Annotated in this window: 16 protein-coding genes; 4 read left to right on the top strand and 12 right to left on the bottom strand. The window is 44.9% G+C overall.

The window, feature by feature from the left end:
• Positions 1-2: 2 nt before the first annotated feature.
• From NDI35_RS20285 to fbp, 11 genes are all read right to left on the bottom strand, one after another.
• Positions 3-179 carry a DUF4089 domain-containing protein gene (locus tag NDI35_RS20285; RefSeq protein ID WP_333313419.1) on the bottom strand — a complete coding sequence of 59 codons (177 nt, stop codon included), beginning with the start codon at positions 177-179 and terminating at the stop codon, positions 3-5.
• 119 nt (positions 180-298) lie between these two features.
• Positions 299-760, bottom strand: a complete 462-nt coding sequence (locus NDI35_RS20280) for a KGK domain-containing protein (RefSeq protein WP_445314306.1) — start codon at positions 758-760, stop codon at positions 299-301.
• A 99-nt stretch (positions 761-859) separates the two neighbouring features.
• A complete protein-coding gene (locus NDI35_RS20275; protein WP_445314305.1) occupies positions 860-1,312 on the bottom strand; it encodes a hypothetical protein in 453 nt (150 codons plus the stop codon).
• A gap of 105 nt (positions 1,313-1,417) precedes the next feature.
• On the bottom strand, positions 1,418-1,864 hold the full coding sequence (locus tag NDI35_RS20270) for a KGK domain-containing protein (RefSeq protein ID WP_445314304.1): 447 nt from the start codon (positions 1,862-1,864) through the stop codon (positions 1,418-1,420).
• Positions 1,865-2,023: 159 nt separating this feature from the next.
• Entirely contained in the window at positions 2,024-3,286 is a 1,263-nt protein-coding gene (gene codA, locus NDI35_RS20265; protein WP_445314303.1) for a cytosine deaminase, read from the bottom strand.
• 211 nt (positions 3,287-3,497) lie between these two features.
• Complete coding sequence (locus NDI35_RS20260) at positions 3,498-3,989, bottom strand: ureidoglycolate lyase (protein ID WP_445314302.1); 492 nt, start codon at positions 3,987-3,989, stop codon at positions 3,498-3,500.
• A 203-nt stretch (positions 3,990-4,192) separates the two neighbouring features.
• The gene (locus NDI35_RS20255; RefSeq protein WP_445314301.1) at positions 4,193-5,788 is read right to left on the bottom strand and encodes a cobyrinic acid a,c-diamide synthase CobB; all 1,596 of its coding nucleotides are present in this window, start codon (positions 5,786-5,788) and stop codon (positions 4,193-4,195) included.
• A gap of 263 nt (positions 5,789-6,051) precedes the next feature.
• The gene (gene opcA, locus NDI35_RS20250; RefSeq protein WP_445314300.1) at positions 6,052-7,416 is read right to left on the bottom strand and encodes a glucose-6-phosphate dehydrogenase assembly protein OpcA; all 1,365 of its coding nucleotides are present in this window, start codon (positions 7,414-7,416) and stop codon (positions 6,052-6,054) included.
• A gap of 157 nt (positions 7,417-7,573) precedes the next feature.
• A complete protein-coding gene (gene zwf / locus NDI35_RS20245; protein ID WP_445314299.1) occupies positions 7,574-9,103 on the bottom strand; it encodes a glucose-6-phosphate dehydrogenase in 1,530 nt (509 codons plus the stop codon).
• A 261-nt stretch (positions 9,104-9,364) separates the two neighbouring features.
• On the bottom strand, positions 9,365-10,519 hold the full coding sequence (gene tal, locus NDI35_RS20240) for a transaldolase (protein ID WP_445314298.1): 1,155 nt from the start codon (positions 10,517-10,519) through the stop codon (positions 9,365-9,367).
• 191 nt (positions 10,520-10,710) lie between these two features.
• Positions 10,711-11,781: a class 1 fructose-bisphosphatase gene (fbp, locus tag NDI35_RS20235; RefSeq protein WP_445314297.1), complete on the bottom strand. Its 1,071-nt coding sequence runs from the start codon at positions 11,779-11,781 to the stop codon at positions 10,711-10,713.
• Positions 11,782-12,104: 323 nt separating this feature from the next.
• Here fbp and NDI35_RS20230 point away from each other — a divergent pair, with 323 nt between their 5' ends.
• From NDI35_RS20230 to NDI35_RS20215, 4 genes are all read left to right on the top strand, one after another.
• Positions 12,105-12,281 (top strand): DUF4058 family protein, encoded by a 177-nt coding sequence (locus NDI35_RS20230; protein ID WP_445314296.1) that lies wholly within the window; start codon positions 12,105-12,107, stop codon positions 12,279-12,281.
• Between the two features lie 163 nt (positions 12,282-12,444).
• Complete coding sequence (locus NDI35_RS20225) at positions 12,445-14,970, top strand: ankyrin repeat domain-containing protein (RefSeq protein ID WP_445314295.1); 2,526 nt, start codon at positions 12,445-12,447, stop codon at positions 14,968-14,970.
• A 29-nt stretch (positions 14,971-14,999) separates the two neighbouring features.
• Positions 15,000-16,361, top strand: a complete 1,362-nt coding sequence (locus NDI35_RS20220; protein WP_445314294.1) for a serine/threonine protein kinase — start codon at positions 15,000-15,002, stop codon at positions 16,359-16,361.
• Positions 16,362-16,776: 415 nt separating this feature from the next.
• Positions 16,777-17,730: an AAA-like domain-containing protein gene (locus tag NDI35_RS20215; RefSeq protein WP_445314293.1), complete on the top strand. Its 954-nt coding sequence runs from the start codon at positions 16,777-16,779 to the stop codon at positions 17,728-17,730.
• Here NDI35_RS20215 and NDI35_RS20210 read toward each other — a convergent pair.
• Positions 17,685-18,085: IS66 family transposase (locus NDI35_RS20210; RefSeq protein ID WP_445314292.1), on the bottom strand; the 401-nt coding region annotated here is incomplete at its 5' end. The two genes, NDI35_RS20215 and NDI35_RS20210, sit on opposite strands and share 46 nt — an antisense overlap.

The following is an 18,085-nucleotide window of genomic DNA, read 5'->3' as shown; positions in this document are numbered from 1 at the left end:
ATCTAAGGTTCAAACACCGGCGCGACTTCTACTTCTTGAGGTAAAGGGAATTCAGTAACGAGTCGGGCGATCGCAGCTATTCTCTCGAAGTTTACCACAACGCCTGGACGATGTTCCGGGTCTAACGGTAAGTTTATCAGTTCAGCCGTGCGATCGACATATTCTTCTATGTTTATCATTAGTCCATCCCAAACAACATCAGCGTTCATCCGCCTACATCTGCCCTCATCTGCGGTTGAAAATCTAAGGTTCAGATATAGGTGCGATCGATTATTGTATTGTAATCGCGATCAGGTTGTCAGTTATTATTGCTCAGCTTTTTGTATTCCTCGGATTGTCTGATATCATCTAGAGGCGATTTTTGCTCTGGTGGTTCATCAGGACAAAACTTTATACAGACCTGCGTTTGCCAAGAATGCAAAGTTTGATTAAGTTCTATTTGAAGCTTTCCTTTTTGCCAACCCTTGGAACCAATTTTTAGAATTTGACAATCAATTCCTTCTGGAGGCGATTTCCAGTTTATATCCCCTCCCATAATTTTTGTTTCTTCGTTAATCGACAGATATTGTATCCACTGAATTATCGATTTCTCACGTTGGTTAGTTTCTGCTACATAAGTCTGAAGCATTATCTTGTTAAACTTACTGGAGGCTAGCTCTTTAAATCGGCGAACCGTAAAAGTAGCTTGACCCAATAACAAAACATCATCATCGCCGTCTAGTGTCTCATAGCTTCTATTGATTTCAACTTTTTCGTCCATTTTATTTCACAAGATTCTGCTACTTGATATTTTATACTATTTGGAGGTATGTGAGTCAAGCTGGTTAACAAAATCAATTGAGTATCGCACTTTTGCCACTCAAACACTGACAGTTTCCCGCAACTTCTCAACAGCCACATCCAGCGGAGGCAAAGTAAAATCCTCAGCATCCATCAATTCCTTAACCTTCTCAAAAATCTCAATCTCCGCCTCTTCCTGATCCGTTAGCTTATCATAAAAATAAGGGTCAGTAAACCACTGCTCAAACGCTATCATTAACAAGCCATTGGGCGAAATTTCAAACCGCCAATACTTAGAAACCCTACTGTCAACCACTTCAAACAGCGGTGCCGGGTCATGGATAGGATAATAGCTGTAATTGTCATTGGAGATGTAGTACCAAATAGTCCCTTGCCATTCTCGGATAGCATAAACAACATATTCCTTGCCTATAGTTAGTGGTAACTCAACTTTTCTAGTATAACCGCGTGGCGGATCTATATATTTTTCAGGGAGAGATTCACCCGTATTAGCAATACAACGAATTTTCATGATTTTTCCAATTTATTGTTATTGGATATTTATGGTTACTTTTCAGCAATAATTTATGTGATTTTATCGCCTGCCTCTGTATCTTTGTCGGGCTATCAGGTGTTATTAGTGAGGTTTTTTGTACTCCTCAGATTGGCGGATGTCATCTAAAATAGATTCCGGTTCGGCAGGTTCATCAGGACAAAATTCTAATTTAATTACCTCGATTCTGTAGTAGCCATCGCTTGTTGTAAAACTTAGAGATGCTTCTATTCTTAGTTTGCCTTTTTGCCAGCCTTGAGAACCAATCTTTAGAAGGTGACAATCTATTCCTTGAGAAGGAAAAATCCATTTACTCTCAAAAGCTCTAATATTTACTTCTCCAATTGAAAAATCCGAAAACAAACTAAAAAATATTGGATTAATCCTACCCGTTGTTCCCTCGGGTCTTTTGTTAAGGTTTTCAGCAAGTTTCTTACTCATTAATTCTTTAAATCTATTAAGTGTAAAAGTATCTTTTTGAATCAGTAAAATATCTGTGTTGCAGTCTAATTCTTTAAACTTAGCGTTCATAGTCGTTCGTTGATTGGACACACTTTATTGAGAAAATATCATAATTCCTTGTAGTAGTCAATACCGCTTTCAAAGCGAGATGTATTTTTGAATTTTACATAGGAAATGAGTTTGTTTGTCTGTACGACCTCATGTTGAAAAATTGCTGCGACTTGAGAGTCAGAAAAAACTTGTTTTTGCCGGTGAAGTTTCCGCCAGCAACTTACCCCGCGAAATCACATACCGAACCGCAGCGCGCCTCCTAATTGCATCATAACAATCCTCAGCGTCCAACACAATCAAATTTGCAGGTTTCCCCGCATCTATCCCATAATTATCATCTCCCAGATTGAGAGTTTTAGCACCGTTGACAGTCACCATATTAAAACAAGCTGCAATCTCAGCCATTCCCGTCATCTGACAAACATGAACCGCCATATGAGCGACATCCAACATATTTCCCGTACCTAAACTATACCAAGGATCTTGCACGCAGTCGTGACCAAAACTCACATTCAATCCCTGCCGCCACAACTCCTTAACTCGCGTCACCCCACGGCGTTTGGGATAAGTATCAGCGCGGCCTTGCAGAGTGATATTAATTAAAGGATTGGCGATGAAATTAATTCCCGATTTGGTCAAACTTCCCATCAGCTTAAAAGCATAAGCATTGTTGTAAGAACCGAAGGCCGTCGTGTGGCTAGCCGTCACCCGCGAACCAGCCCCGCTTCTAATCGCACAAGCTGCTACAACTTCCAAAAATCTCGACTGTTCATCATCGATTTCATCGCAGTGAACATCTATTAATTTATTGTATTTTTCAGCAAGTTCAAAAATGCGCTCAACCGACTTCACCCCATCTTCTCGCGTCAACTCATAATGCGGAATCCCGCCCACAGCATCCGCACCCATATCCAGAGATTTCTCTAAAAGTTTGTCATTTTCTGGACTTCCGTAAATCCCGTCTTGGGGAAAAGCCACAACTTGCAGAGTCATCCAATCTTTGACTTGTTCTCGAACTTCCAAAAGTCCTTGCAAAGCTGTCAGCGTCGGTTCGCTAACATCAGCGTGACTCCTGACAAACAAAATCCCTTGAGACGCTTGCAGCCTTAAAGTTTCAACAGCCCGTTTTTTGACATCATCCAGAGTTAAACTTTGCTTGCGTTCCCCCCAGATTTGAATTCCCTCGAACAAAGTGCCGCTTTGATTCCATCGCGGTTCCCCCGCAGTCAAAGCCGAATCGAGATGAATGTGCGACTCCACAAAAGGAGGACTAACTAATTTGCCTTGAATGTCGATTTCGCGTTCGCCAAGTTCTGATATCCGAGGCGAAACGGCGACTATTTGGTCATCCTCGATAGCAATATCTACCGTTGGGCGAGCGTCGCCCGCACCTAACAAACGACATTCGCGCAGAACAATGCTATACTTTTGCTCAGACATGACAATTGCACTTAATTTAACACTTGTAAACTTTATCCTTCAAGCGTGGCGATTCAGCCTAGTGAGACCAAAATAATTCCCCAATCACTTGCGAACCCCTCCTTCTCCTCCTCTGCGTCCTCTGCGCCCTCTGCGGTTAAAAAATCTTACTCAAAAAACCCACCTATAACCATAATCAACCCCAAGAAAGCGCAACTACAAATCGCCAACATCAGACAATCTCAAACTCCAGATTGTGATTTTTCACCAAATCAAAGGTAAAATGGTCAACCACATTAGTATTGCTCAATTCCAGATTGTAAAAATCAACAAAATCCGCATCAAAATACGGCCCAGCGTGCCAAGTCCCCACATCTAACTTAATAAAACAATTGCCCGGAATCCGAAAAGCAGCCATACCCTCTAAACTCGGTTTATAGCTATCCCCAGGAGGCGCAACCGCCATCAACCAATCCTTCCCCTCCAAAGAACCCAAACACTGAGTACATTGAACGTGCCGTGTAATTTTGCCAAACTTGCGACCTTTATTGTGCAGCCGCATAATGTAAAATCTAGGAATACCATTTTGCAAACTTAACTGAGCATCCTCAGCATCGAAAGACTTGCCATCAACAGCCGCAAAGATAACTTGACCGTAACTCCGAAAATCCTCAGGTGTCACCCATTGTGCGGACAACTGCTTAGTCGAAATTGATTCGCTCATAAATCCCAACATCCCTAGCTTGATGCGTCATGAACATTCTAATACAGTAAATCCTCTCTCTTCTCTTCTCTGTGCCCTCTGTCTCCTCTGCGGTTAATTAAATAAAAAAATCTAGTTCGCTTTCTCGATCGCCCAAATTACCTTTACAATCAAACTCAGCACACTGCTCTCTTCTCTGTGCCATCTGTGTGCTCTGCGGTTAATTAAATAAAAAAATCTAGTTCGCTTTCTCGATCGCCCAAAACACCATTACAATCAAAATCAGCACACTGCTGCAAAAAACGAGCCGGAATATCAGGCCGAGCACCCCAATGCAAATGCAAGTAAGAAGCGTGCACCTGACAAACTCCCCAACCTTCAGCAACCCCCTCAACTTCCCCTCGCTTGCCATACCTCCAACTGTGATAAACTGGATTACTCGGTTCCACAGTTAAATGCGATCGATGAAACTCATGTCCCCAAACCTCATCGAGAGCAGTTAACACCGAACTATCCCTCACCGCCACAGCTTCTCGGTATCCCAGCGTCAAACGCTTTCCCATCGCAGCAGCAGTTTCCAACACCCCCACCCCTGGCCAAGAATTGCCATCGAAGTCTACAATAGAATCGCACAAATACATCAAACCGCCGCACTCCGCATAAGTCGGCATTCCCGAAAAAATAGCACTTCTTACCGCATCCCGAATTAAAACATTACCGCTCAATTTTTGAGCAAACACTTCGGGAAAACCGCCGCCAAAATATAACCCTTGCACATTGTCAGGAAAAACCGAGTCATCAAGCGGGCTCCAAAATACCAACTCCGCACCCAACTGTTCTAACAAATCAAGATTGTCCTGATAGTAAAAATTAAAAGCCCGATCGCGCGCAACTGCAATCCTCACTCCAAATTGTTTTCCCAAACTGTTGACAACAACCTCTTTTTTAACTATAATTCCCGAAGGGAGATTGTGTCTACCAGAAAGTTGCTCAGACCCCTCATTTCGAGTTGCAGCCAACAAAGGCAAAAGTTGCTCCCAGTCAAAACTAACAGCAGCCAAATCAGCCAGTTTATCGATCGCAGCATGAAGATTCGGCAACTCCTCAGCAGGAATCAGCCCCAAATGTCGATCGGGAATAGTAACAGCCTCATCCCTACGCAAAACCCCCAAAATAGGTAAATTGAGCGGTTTGAGAGCATCTTGAAGCAGTTCCAAATGTCGATCGCTCGCCACTCGATTCAGCACCAAACCAGCGAATTTAAGGTCAGGGTTAAAAGAACGAAAACCGTGGGCGATCGCAGCAACAGAACCAGAGAGCCTGCTGCAATCTATCACAAACAATACCGGCCAATTCAGCAAATGAGCAACATGAGCCGTAGAAGCAAAGGAAATAGAATAGTGTTGTTTTCCTTCTGGCTTCCTTAAATCCGTTAAATCCGTTAAATCCTTTACATCTCGTACAACCGTTGCCGAACTTCTATCCGTTACATCCGTTACGAAATCCGTTGCCGAACTTTCTTCTTCTTTCTTCCGAGAAACACCATCAAATAGCCCCATTACCCCTTCAACTAAGGCATAATCGACATCTTGAATATGACGAGAAAAACACTTTTTTACATAAGATTCAGACGTTAATACCGGGTCTAAATTCCGACAGGGGCGACCAGTAACAAAAGCATGAAACATCGGATCGATGTAATCCGGACCAACCTTAAAAGATTGAACATTCAAGCCGCGACGGATTAAAAAAGCTAAAAGGGCGATCGTCACAGTAGTCTTTCCCGCCCCGCTGCGTTCGCCAGCAATTACTAAGGCCATAGTTCTAGATTAGTTACAAAAAATACATATTTAACGAACCGCGAAGACGCGAAGGGCGCGAAGGAAGAATGAGAAGAAGAGAGGTAATTTAGTGGCTTTTGGGAAGTAATTTAGAGTTTTGAGTTAAATAACAGGATTAAATCAAAACTCCTAACTTAAAATTCATAACTCCTAAAAAAGTAGGGCAGACATTGCCTGCCCCACTGAATATTAACTCAATCCTTCTTCCTTCTTCCTTCTTCCTTCTTCCTTCTTCCCTCTTTTTACCGCTTAGCTAACTTCAGCATTTGAGCCGTCACTGCCAAGCTTTCTTCGTAAAGCACATCTCGGCCCCAACTCTGCAAGTGCTGGCCCAGCAAGTGTTCCGTCACCTGATCGAACAGAGGACTCACCTGGTTAAACCGATCGGTTTGAGCGCCACCCTTCGTTTCCATCCGCATACAGCCACCCACTTCCGAACACAGAACCGTACCGCAGTCAGCCTTCTCGTTCGTAGAATTCAAACGCAGAGCAATCAAATCGCCCGGGACATCACCCGTATCCGCAGTAGGAATAGCAGCCAACTCCGCTTCGACAACCCGTTCGTCCGGCCCCGCGAATTTAATTCGCTTGATTTGGTAATCGCCCTCTTCCTGTTTGAAAGCAACCGGACGCCACTGAAGCCGACTCGCCAGCCAGCCCAAATACATCAGCGCTTGAGTAGAATTGTCCTGTTCGTAATCGATCGTCACCCGATCGATTTCCCGAATCGCAGCGCGACGTTCCGGGGCGTCAAAAGCCTCAGCAGCCAACTCTTGCCACGCGGCCAGCCGGCGCCAATTGAGATCCGCGATCGGAATTCCCTCCTCGATCAGACTGTGCATCAACAGCAATTCAGCTTCAGACTCGGCAAAGCTGCTAGAGTCAACAATCACAGAACTGCTAATTGTCGCCAGCCGCTGGAACAAACCTCGATCGGCATCAGGATTCGCCTTCCACCACAGCAGCGTCGGCAAATCAGCGATAGTCAACGCCGTCACGATGCCGCTCACCCGTTCCAAAGCAGCTTCCGTACCCCGGAGGGTAATGTACTCGCAACAGATCAGATTGCCAGTGGTGCGCTTGTGAACCGGACAATAAGCAGCCACTTGAGCCTGTACGCCCGTATCTTCCCCCGCCGTCGGGCACAGAGCAATAATCCGACAGGGATTGGCAGCCACGATCGCGTCAGCCACCCCCGAACCCCCGGAACCCAAACCACTCGATCCCATCTCCTCGCCATTTGAATTTTTGCGAGCCACTTCTTCCCGCAAAGTGGCGAGCAATTCATCGTTAGCTTTGCCCGTTCTCGGCAGCCCGTAAGCTTTTTGAGCCGCCCTGATGCTAGATGCCGTCATCGGCCCAGTAATACCGTCCACCGGCCCGTCGTAAAACCCCAGATCCGCTAATAACCGCTGAGTTTCTTCGGGTTCGTAGACTACAAAAGTAAAAGTTGTTGCCCTACTAGCGATCGGAACATCGCCCTTTGACCCCGATTCTCTGTAACTTTCCCAAATTTGACTCAATTCGGCCTCTATCTGGTCGATCGACACATCTTTAGGATTTTGCAGCGAAACCAGAGGCGGAGCTTTCATCGGTGTCATCGTCATAAATCTTTTCTCCTTTGTTATTAGTCCTTAGTTATTAGTCATTAGTCCTTGGTTCTTAGTCATTAAGTTATTAGTTAGTACTTATGAGTTAGCAGCTCTTAGCTAATTACTAATGCTGACCAATAACTAATGACTAATGACTGCTGACTAATGGCTCTTAAAGTCTGCGCCACTTGCGGCCGTCTCTGTTAATTAGCAGTTCTGCTTCCGCCGGTTCCCAAGTACCCGCTTCGTATTTAGGAACCAACTCCTGTTCGTTGGACGATTCCCACTCCATCAGCGCCGGCGTTACCACCCGCCAAGCTTCTTCCACTTCATCAGAACGGGTAAACAAAGTTTGGTCGCCCAGCATACAGTCAATTAACAGTCGATCGTAAGCATCCGAAGATGTCACCCCAAAAGAAGAACCGTAACTGAAATCCATATCCACCGTCCGCGTCCGCAAATCCGGCCCCGGCATTTTCGCCTCAAACCTCAGCGAAATCCCCTCGTTCGGATGCACCCGCATCGTCAAAACGTTAGGAGTAGTTTGTTGGGCCGCGGACTGAAAGATTAGCAGCGGAACTTCGCGGAACTGAATCGCAATTTCGCTAACTTTTTTCGGCAACCGCTTGCCGGTTCGCAGGTAGAAAGGCACTCCCTGCCAGCGCCAGTTGTCAATCATAAACTTCATCGCCACAAAAGTCGGCGTTGTCGAATTGGGAGCAACCCCCGGTTCATCGTGATATCCTGGCACCGGTTTGCCCTTCATCCAACCTGCGGAATATTGACCCCGAATCGCTGAGAAGTCCAAGTTATGCAAATCTGCCAAGCGAGTTGCTTGCAGAACTTTCATCTTTTCGGTGCGGATGCTGTCAGCGTCCAAGGAATTCGGCGGTTCCATCGCCGTCAGACAGAAAATCTGCATCAAGTGGTTTTGCAGCATATCCCGCAACGCCCCAGAGGATTCGTAGTAACCCGCCCGGTCTTCTACGCCTACTGTTTCTGCAACTGTAATTTGTACGTGATCGACAAATTGCCGATTCCACAGCGGTTCAAAAATCGCGTTAGCAAACCGGAATACCATTAAATTCTGAACAGTTTCTTTACCCAAATAGTGGTCGATCCGGTAAACTTGCTGTTCTTGGCAAACCTGCTGCACGACTCGGTTGAGAGCTTTTGCCGAACTCAAGTCGCGGCCGAAAGGTTTTTCAATTACCAAGCGGTGTTTTGCTGGATCGACCAGCATTTGAGCCGCGCCCAGTTGCCTAATTGCTTCTGGGAAAAAGTTCGGGGAAACCGAGAGATAAAATATGTGATTGCCGCGAGTTCTCCTTTCTTCGTCGAGTTCCGCTAAGAAATCTTTGAGTTTTTGATAGCTTTCGGGGTTATCAATGTCGCCGGGACAGTAGTACAAACCTTTAGCGAAATCTTGCCAAAATTCTTCATTGCCAATGCCGCCGCCAAATTCTTCAATGCCTTCGCGCATTTGCTCTCGGAAGTAATCGTGACTCCAAGGGCGGCGGGCTACTCCCACGACGGTAGTTTCCGGTGGCAAGCGTCGATCGCGCTTCATCTGATAAATTGCAGGTACCAGTTTGCGCTGGGTGAGATCCCCAGAAGCTCCGAAGATTACCAGAATTTGTGGTTCCGGCACCCGTTCTTTTCGCAAACCGACCCGCAGTGGATTTTCAAGTAGCGTTACCATTATTTATTTTCCTTGTTCTAGTGATGTTAACCCTGCCAAGACACCATGATAGTTTGCGGTCATTTCTGCTAGTTTCTCGGTGAGAGAGTTAATCGGTTCTTCCTACTGCTAGAGGAGGCAGATGATTTTGCTCTCTAGGAACTCTCAGAGGCATTAATCTCAAAATTCCTAGAGAGGATTTAAAACTCAGCATTTAAGAACCCAGATAATTATCTATTCCGATTCCTAAATGCTTCTGCCTTTCAGGATACAGATATCTGTCTAGGCGACGGGTGACAACTTCTGCACTTTCTCTTGCAAGGAATCCATCAGGGATTGGAACGGGGTGACGAATTTGTCAATCCCGTCCAAGAGCAAGTCTGCCATCACTTGGTCCAAGTTGATGTCGATGTCGGGATCTTTGAGACTTTCGATCAGGGTGTAAGCTTCTTCGACATTGTTCTCAATCCGGGGTGCGACATCGCAGTGGTCGAAACAAGCTTCAACGGTGTTCGGCGGCAAAGTGTTAACGGTGTCGGGGCCGATTAGTTCATCGACGTACATGACATCGCTGTAGTTGGGGTTTTTGGTGCTGGTGGAAGCCCACAGCAAGCGCTGTACTTTCGCTCCCTTGGCCGCTAAAGCTTGCCAGCGATCGCTCGCTACGATCTCTTTATACTTCTGGTAAGCTATCTTCGCATTGGCGATCGCAATTTTCCCCTTCACTGCTTCCAGTTTAGCTTTTGTGGAAATATCTGTGACATTTTTGAGTTTCTCGTCAATCTTGCCATCGACATTGATGTCGATCCGGCTCAAGAAGAAACTGGCAACAGAAGCAATATTGCTAATATCCAAACCTTTAGCCGCCCGCGCTTCCAAACCGCGAATGTAAGCCCAGAAGGTTTCGACGTAGCTGTCAACCGAGAACAGTAAAGTCACGTTAACGTTAATCCCTTCGCTGATGACTCGCTCGACTGCGGGCAAACCTTGAGCGGTTCCCGGAATCTTAATCATCACGTTTTCTTTGCCGAGGGCTTGGTAATAGCGTATGGCTTCGCTAATCGTGCTTTCTGTGTCGTTGGCGATCGTCGGTGGCACTTCAATGCTAATGTAGCCGTCCAAACCCTTCGACTCTGCGTAAACTGGGGCGAAGATGTCGCAAGCGTTGCGGATATCTTCAAATACCAGAGATTCGTAAATCTCCATAACAGATTTGCCCGCCCGGATGCCCGCTTCGATATCCGCGTCGTAAATCACATTACCCGCGATCGCTTTCTCAAAAATAGCCGGATTAGATGTAATCCCGCGCAGTCCCCGACTTTCAATCATCTGTTTGAGTTCGCCGGACTTGATGAGATCGCGAGTCAAATTGTCCATCCAGATACTTTGGCCAATTTCTTTGATTTCTAACAGGTGATTGGTTGGTGTTGCTGTCATTACTGTAACTCCTACAATTTGATAGCTGTTAATTGGGACTTGGAAATTGGAAATTGAAAATTGAAAATTGAAAATTGAAAATTGGCAATGGGGAATTGGTAATTGGGAGTCGAAAGTTATAAGTTAAAACCCTCTTCCTTCTTCCCTCTTCCTTCTTCCTTCTTCCTTCTTCCCTCTTCCTTCTTCCTTCACTATTGGACTGTTCTAGGATTGCGCGCTCGATCTTGAATAAAAGACTCCACCATCGCTACATTTTCTTTACTGCCGACAATCAAGGGCGATCGCTCGTGCAGCTTAGTCGGCACTACATCCAAGATGTCTTGAATACCTGTACTTGCCCGCCCGCCGGCTTGCTCCATCAAAAACGCCAAGGGAGCCGATTCGTAGAGCAAGCGCAATTTGCCCTCGGGGTTTTTCACCGTTCCCGGGTACAAAAACACGCCTCCCTGGAATAAAATCCGGTGGAAATCTCCCACCAAAGCCCCGCCGTACCGGGCGCTGTAGCCTTCGCTGCGGTGTACGTAGCGAATGTAGTCTCTCAAAGATTCCTCCCACTGCCAGAAGTTGCCTTCATTAACGCTGTAAATCGGGCCGCGATCGGGAACCTTAATGTTTTCGTTAGCTAGAATAAACTCGCCCAAGCTGGGATCGAGGGTAAAGGAATGAACACCCTGACCGATCGAATAAACCAGCATGGTACTGGGGCCGTAGAGTACATAACCAGCGGCAATTTGTTTGTGTCCATGTTGCAGCAAGTCGGAAGCAGAGCCATCTGCATCGTCTCCCTCTTGCTTGCGGATGCTGAATATGGAGCCTACATTGAGATTGATGTCAAGATTGGAAGAACCGTCTATGGGGTCGTAGAGCAGACTGTAGCGTCCGATCGGACAGTTTTCGGGAATGTAGTAGGGTTTTTCCATTTCCTCCGAAGCCAAGCGGCAGACAAGTCCGCTTTGCTGGAATACCGAGATAAACACTTCATTGGCATAGATATCCATCTTTTTGACGGATTCTCCCTGCACGTTCGTAGCCCCTGTAAACCCCAAGGCATCTGCCATTAATCCGGCTCTGCTGAGCCGCCTCGCGATCAGCTTTGCCGCCAGCCCGATGCGATTCATCAGCGCGCTGAGATCCTGAGCATCTGCTGAAAAGCTGTGAAGTTGCTGGAGTACGTGACGAGATAGGGTTGTGCAATCGCGGTCTAGGGCTTGCACCTGATCCATCGGGCCCAGTCGGGCTTCCCCTGTCGGCGCGTTTACCATGATTTTGATGTCCTCCCTGTCTTGCTGCTCTGGATTTGGGTTCGATGGAGTGCTTGACACTTGCTCCTGAATCGGCTAAAAGACCGATCGTCCCCTAACTTCTATCTTAGGGAGGGTTTTGCCAAAGGGCGTCGAACTTTAGGTGAATTTTAGATCCCCATCGAAAATTGAGGAGTTCGATCGGCTGTTGAGTCGGGAATTGTATTAAAAATCACTAATTTTTTTGATTAACCACAGAGGACGCAGAGGCCGCTGAGAGAGAAAGTGGCGATAGAGAAGCCTACGAACGTTGGCTAGCATCTCAAAAAGACCGACAACTTCCTTTGCGCGAAGAAGATGTAGAACCTATTGTTAATTTGCCGGAATTGCTTGCAGGCATTTACGATCGCGCCGGCTATGATTATCGGCTCGATTACGATCGATATCCCGTACGTAAATTTTCGCCAAAGGTGATATGCCCCTCAAAAATTCTGGGTAAGCTATCCATAGAAATACGGTAATTGAAATTTAAGCAAATATAAAGAGTCAGTGATTGACTTTTCTATTGACTTGTTTGAAACATACTCAAACACTCAAATTACATTGCATAAATTTCTCAATATTTGGGTTGTAAAAACCTAAATAGAAAATGTTTCTTGGTACTCATCAACCCAGGAGAATGCTATGGATATTGTTGAACAAATTCCCCATAACTTAGTCAAAGACTATCAAATTAAAAAGCTACTCGGAGAAGGCGGTAGTAGCACAACTTATGAAGCCGTTGACCTCCAAACACACCAGCGAGTCGCACTCAAAGCTTTGTCTTTACAGAAGATGAATGACTGGAAAGTCCTGGAACTATTTGAACGAGAAGCCAATGTTTTATCAACATTGAATCATCCGGGAATTCCGCGTTATTTGGATTATTTTTATGTCGATACTCCCGATAACCGTTGTTTTTATATAGTACAAGAACTGGCCCAAGGGCAATCTCTAGCCAGTTTAGTCGAAAATGGCTGGCACGCTAGTGAACCTGAAATTCAACGCATTGCCACACAAATTTTGGAGATTTTAGTTTATCTCCATTCACAGACACCACCTGTTATCCACCGGGATATTAAACCAGAAAATATTGTTTTTAAATCCCCCATTAATTCCCACCAACCAAAAGATTGGGAAGTTTGCTTAGTAGATTTTGGAGCAGTGCAAAACACTTATTACAATACTTTAATGCGAGGAAGTACCGTAGTTGGAACCTATGGTTATATGGCTCCCGAACAATTTCTCGGACAAGCCGTACCTGCAACAGATTTATATGGTTTAGGAGCGACCTTGTTGTATTTACTAACCCACCGTTCCCCGGCCGAATTACCAACAAATATACTAGAGGGAGATTTTCGCTCTCAAATTCAGATTTCTTCAGCATTTGCCGATTGGTTAAAAAAAGCGATTGCGCCAGATTTAGAAAACCGCTTTAACTCGGCAAAAGAAGCGCTTGAATCTCTTCGCAATCCTCGAACAGTTAACGTTAAATCCAATCCGACGCAATGGAAAAAGCGCCTCAAAATAGGAATTGCTGCTATTGCTACTGTTGCTGTTTTCAATCACTTTAAATATCCGATCCTTAACCGGATTGGATTTACACCCAATGCAGTTGTCGAGGCTGTTGAACGGGGAGATACTCAAACTGTTAGGCATTATCTGGATCTTGGCATTAATGCTAATAGCAGGGTAAATAATCAGAATTTACTACACTTTGCTGGCTCAAAAGAGGTGGCAGAATTGTTAATTGTCAAAGGTGCAGATGTCAACGCTAAGGGTGCATATGGCTGGACCCCATTACACATCGCTGCGATGTCCGATCGCATAAAAGTGGCACAGACGCTAATTGCTAAAGGTGCAGATATTAACGCCTGGGGAGAAGCTCAATTTGAGCCGTGTAATATGATGTGTACAACTCCTCTGTTCTTTGCCCGATCGCCTGAAATGGCTAAGTTGCTGATTGCTAAAGGTGCGGATGTCAATGCCAAAAACAAAAATGGCTTGACTCCTCTACATACGGCGCGATCGAAGGCGATCGCAAAGATACTACTCGCCGCAGGCGCAAAAATTAACATCAAAGAAGACAATGCCCGAAATGGCAAGGGTACAACTTTATTACATAACGCAGCAAAAATAGGCTTTAAGGAGTTGGTACAACACCTAATTAAAGACGGCGCAAATGTTGTTATCAGAGATGGTAGAAAAAGAACTCCACTGCACTATGCAGCCACCAAAGAAGTTGCTGCTTTGCTAATGCTGGATATCAACGCTATAGACGAATCTGGAAATACTCCGTTACACCTAGCTGTCGATCGAGGATCTCAAGATATCGCTGAACTGCTAATTGCTAATGGTGCAAGGGTTAACGCTAGAAATGAGTACGGTCAAACTCCATTGTATCGAGCGATCGCGATCGGACACAATGATATTGCTGCACTGCTAATTAACAACGGTACAGATGTCAATAATATAGATGGATCTGGCACAACTCCACTGCACAAAGCCGCACATTATGGCACTGTAAAAATCTTAAAATTGCTGATTGCTAAAGGTGCAGAAATTAATATCCAGGATAATCAAAGAACAACTCCACTGGATATCGCCGTATACCTGAAACTTCAGGATACAGTGGCGCTGCTAATTCGTAAAAACCCAGATGTTAATAGTGAAGACAAAGAAGGCAGAACTTTACTGCATATCGCTGTCGATTTCAAACTTGAGGATGTAGCCAAACAACTCATTGCCAAAGGTGCATTCGTTAATGCCAAAAATAACTTGCTTCAAACTCCCCTGCATCTTGCTGTTGCTCAAGGATCTCAAGATATCGCTGAACTGCTAATTGCTAATGGCGCAAGGGTTAACGTTAGAAATGAGAACGGTCAAACTCCATTGTATCAAGCGATCGCGATCGGACACAATGATATTGCTGCACTGCTAATTAAAAACGGTGCAGATGTCAATAACAGAGATATATGTGACACAACTCCACTGCATAAAGCAGCACATTATGGCACGGTAGAAATCTTAAAATTGCTACTTGCTAAAGGTGCAAAAATTAACACTACCAACTGCTATGGCGAGACGCCGCTAAAGATAGCAGAAACCAACTGGAACCCCGACCGAGAAGCAGCAGCCAAAATACTCAGAGATCGCGGCGCAACAGACTAATTATCCAAAATCAACCCAGGCACAAAAATATGAAAACACTACAACAATCGGAAAAAATCCTTGCTGAAAGATATCGCATTCTCGGCAAATTAGGACAGGGCGGAGTTGGAATCACCTATGCTGCTGTAGATTTAAACAGCAATCAAAAAGTTGCACTCAAAGCTTTATCCCTGCGTGTGACAACTGAATGGAAGAAAGTCGAGTTATTTGAACGAGAAGCCAAAACTTTATCGGGATTGAATCATCCGGGAATTCCTCGCTACATTGACTACTTTCAAGTGGATACTTCCCAAGATCGTTGTTTTTATATCGCCCAACAACTCGCACCGGGAAAATCTCTCGCACAATTGATAGAAAATGGCTGGAAACCCAATGAAGCGCAAGTTCGTCATATCGCCTCTAAAGTGCTAGAAATTATAGTTTATCTGCAATCGCTGTTACCTGCTACTATCCACCGAGATATCAAACCTCAAAATATAATTCTGCAAAAAAATGGGCGAGTCTTCCTAGTTGATTTTGGTGCAGTTCAAAATACTTACCATCATACCGTTACAGGAGGCAGTACCGTTGTCGGAACCTACGGTTACATGGCACCAGAACAATTCAGAGGAAAAGCTGTATTATCAACAGATTTGTATGGATTAGGAACAACGCTGCTTTTCCTGTTAACCCAGAAATTTCCATCCGATTTACCCAGACAAAAGCAGAAGATAAAATTCCGCGATCGCGTCTCTATTTCTCCAGAGTTTGCCGACTGGTTAGAGAAGATAGTTGAACCCGCAATTGAAGATCGATTTGACTCAGCAAAAGATGCTTTATCAGCGCTGCGAGGGGAACAGCCAAGCGGGATTAATCCCGAAAAAATGTTTAAGCGATCGCCCCAATCCCGAATTACTTTAATTGACACTAAACGGTGGTTATTAATCAAGATACACCCCGATCGTTCACCTAGCAAGCTCAAATGGTTTTTCCAGTTCATTCATCTGAGTTATAAATTTTTACTTCCATTCTCTTTGATTCTGGGATTTATTCTATCTAGCTTGTCTTGTGAATACACTACAACCGATTGGCTACTTACATTATATGGGCGATTTTTAGTTATATCATTCCTGGCTATAACAACATTTACCCTATTTTATGCTTTGATGTGGTTGTGTAGGTGCTTGTGGAGGACTGATTTTCGTCGATTCACTAGACCAATTCAAATCACTCCTCAAGATATCCAGCGGGTAAAGTTGAGCGGAATTCATCTGCCATTGCTCAAAAAATCGATAACTTTTTGCCGGATTCGCGCCCAGTCGCGTAACTATTGTTTTGGCTTATTTTTGCCGCAAGCTGAGAAAGAATGGTTGGTAGGGGAATTGAATGATTGTTTAAGTAAACTAAAATAAATCATTGTTGATATCCACAGAGTTTATCAAAAACCCGTTTTTGTCGGAGTGCGTGGATTAAATAAATGCGAAAGTATAGAATATTTTATGTACTAATTTAGGCAATAATAATCATCAAAAAATCCTGGATCGGGTATGAGAATAAAACTATAAAGAATCTCGATATTTATGAAATAGGACTGCAAAAGGGGAAGCCGATCGCACTTGTTGAATACGTAGCTAAAAAGATTAGTTGAGAGTCGCGATCGCCTTGTCGATTGGTTATGCTTGAGTCAGGGCGATCGTTTCTGCCAATTGACTGACCAACAAAAATAAAGATGTTTGTGCTTAAATACCGTCAAGGCAAGAAATATCTCGCCCTGACTGAGGTAGTGTCGTTAAGCGCCTGTATCTCCTAAGCGTGAAGGTTCCATTGATGAGTATTTCTACTCGAAATAAAAAAACTATCCTGTTTTTAGCAGCCAACCCCAAAAATACCACCCCTGTGGACTTACAGAAAGAGGCGAAGGAAATTGCAGAGGGGTTGCAACGTTCTCAAAAGGCCGACAAGTTCCAACTTGAGCAACAGTGGGCGGTGACACCCAGAGAAATGCAGCGAGCCATATTAGATTATAAACCAGAGATTGTGCATTTCTCCGGGCATGGTGCAGGAGAAGGCGGTTTAGCCTTGGAAGATGAGGCGGGACAAATTAAGCTGGTAAATGCCAAAGCTTTGGCAGCTTTGTTTGAGGCGTTTAAGGAGTACGTGGAGTGCGTCATACTCAACGCTTGCTATTCAGAAGTGCAAGCTGAGGCGATCGCACGTCACATTCCCTATGTGATCGGCATGAAGCAAACGGTGGGAGATAATGCCGCACGAGAATTTGCTGTAGGTTTTTACGATACGTTGGTGGCGGGGGAGTCGATCGAACGTGCCTATAAGTTGGGTTGCGTTAGCATCAGCATGGCAGGAATTTCCGAAGAACCTACGCCGATATTAAAGAAAAAGTCTGATTTTTCGGAGTTGGATGCAGCAGAGCGATCGCGCGATGCTTCTGTTAGCGATATCGTTGAGGAGTCGTCGCCTGTGGTGGAAAATGCGCGATCGATCGCCGCACCTCCCCTTTCTCTGCTCAACTTAGACAACCCCGAAGGTTCTGTTAGTTTAGATTCACCCCTATATATCGATCGGCCTCCCATTGAATCGGACTCCTACCAAACTATTGTTAAGCCCGGAGCTTTAATCCGAATCAAAGCGCCCCGGCAAATGGGAAAAACTTCCTTAGTGCAGCGAATTTTAGACCGCGCCAAGAAAGAGGGATATCAAACGGCTTATGTAATTGCTCAACTAGGGGAAAAAAGGGAGCCATCAATAGAGAGAGCTTCTTGAATGGATTGATAAGCAGTTAAACCCTGTCGCTTCCCAGTATTGACAACTGAACGAACGGCAGCAAACAAATCTCGACCCCATGAAGAACGGAAGCCATTAGTCACACGGCGAAATACCACGCTCATCCTAATCGCCTGTTCACTACTATTATTCGTTGGTGGAATCCCCGCATCTTCCAGAAATAGAAATAAATTGTCAATTAGCCCACCATAGCGTTTTCGTAGCCGGATACCATCCGGATGATGTGGCGCTAAATTTAAAATCCCGGTTAATCTTTCCTGTAAATTTTCTCGGTATCGCTTGAGTCTGGCATCGTCGCTTTTTTCTCGTCGTCGATGGATGATAAAAGCTCTTA

Source organism: Microcoleus vaginatus FACHB-2002, assembly GCF_040004035.1.
GTDB classification, from domain to species: Bacteria; Cyanobacteriota; Cyanobacteriia; order Cyanobacteriales; family Microcoleaceae; genus Microcoleus; species Microcoleus vaginatus_C.
The sequence above is the reverse complement of the archived record's forward strand: the minus strand, read 5'-3'. Positions and strand labels throughout refer to the sequence as shown.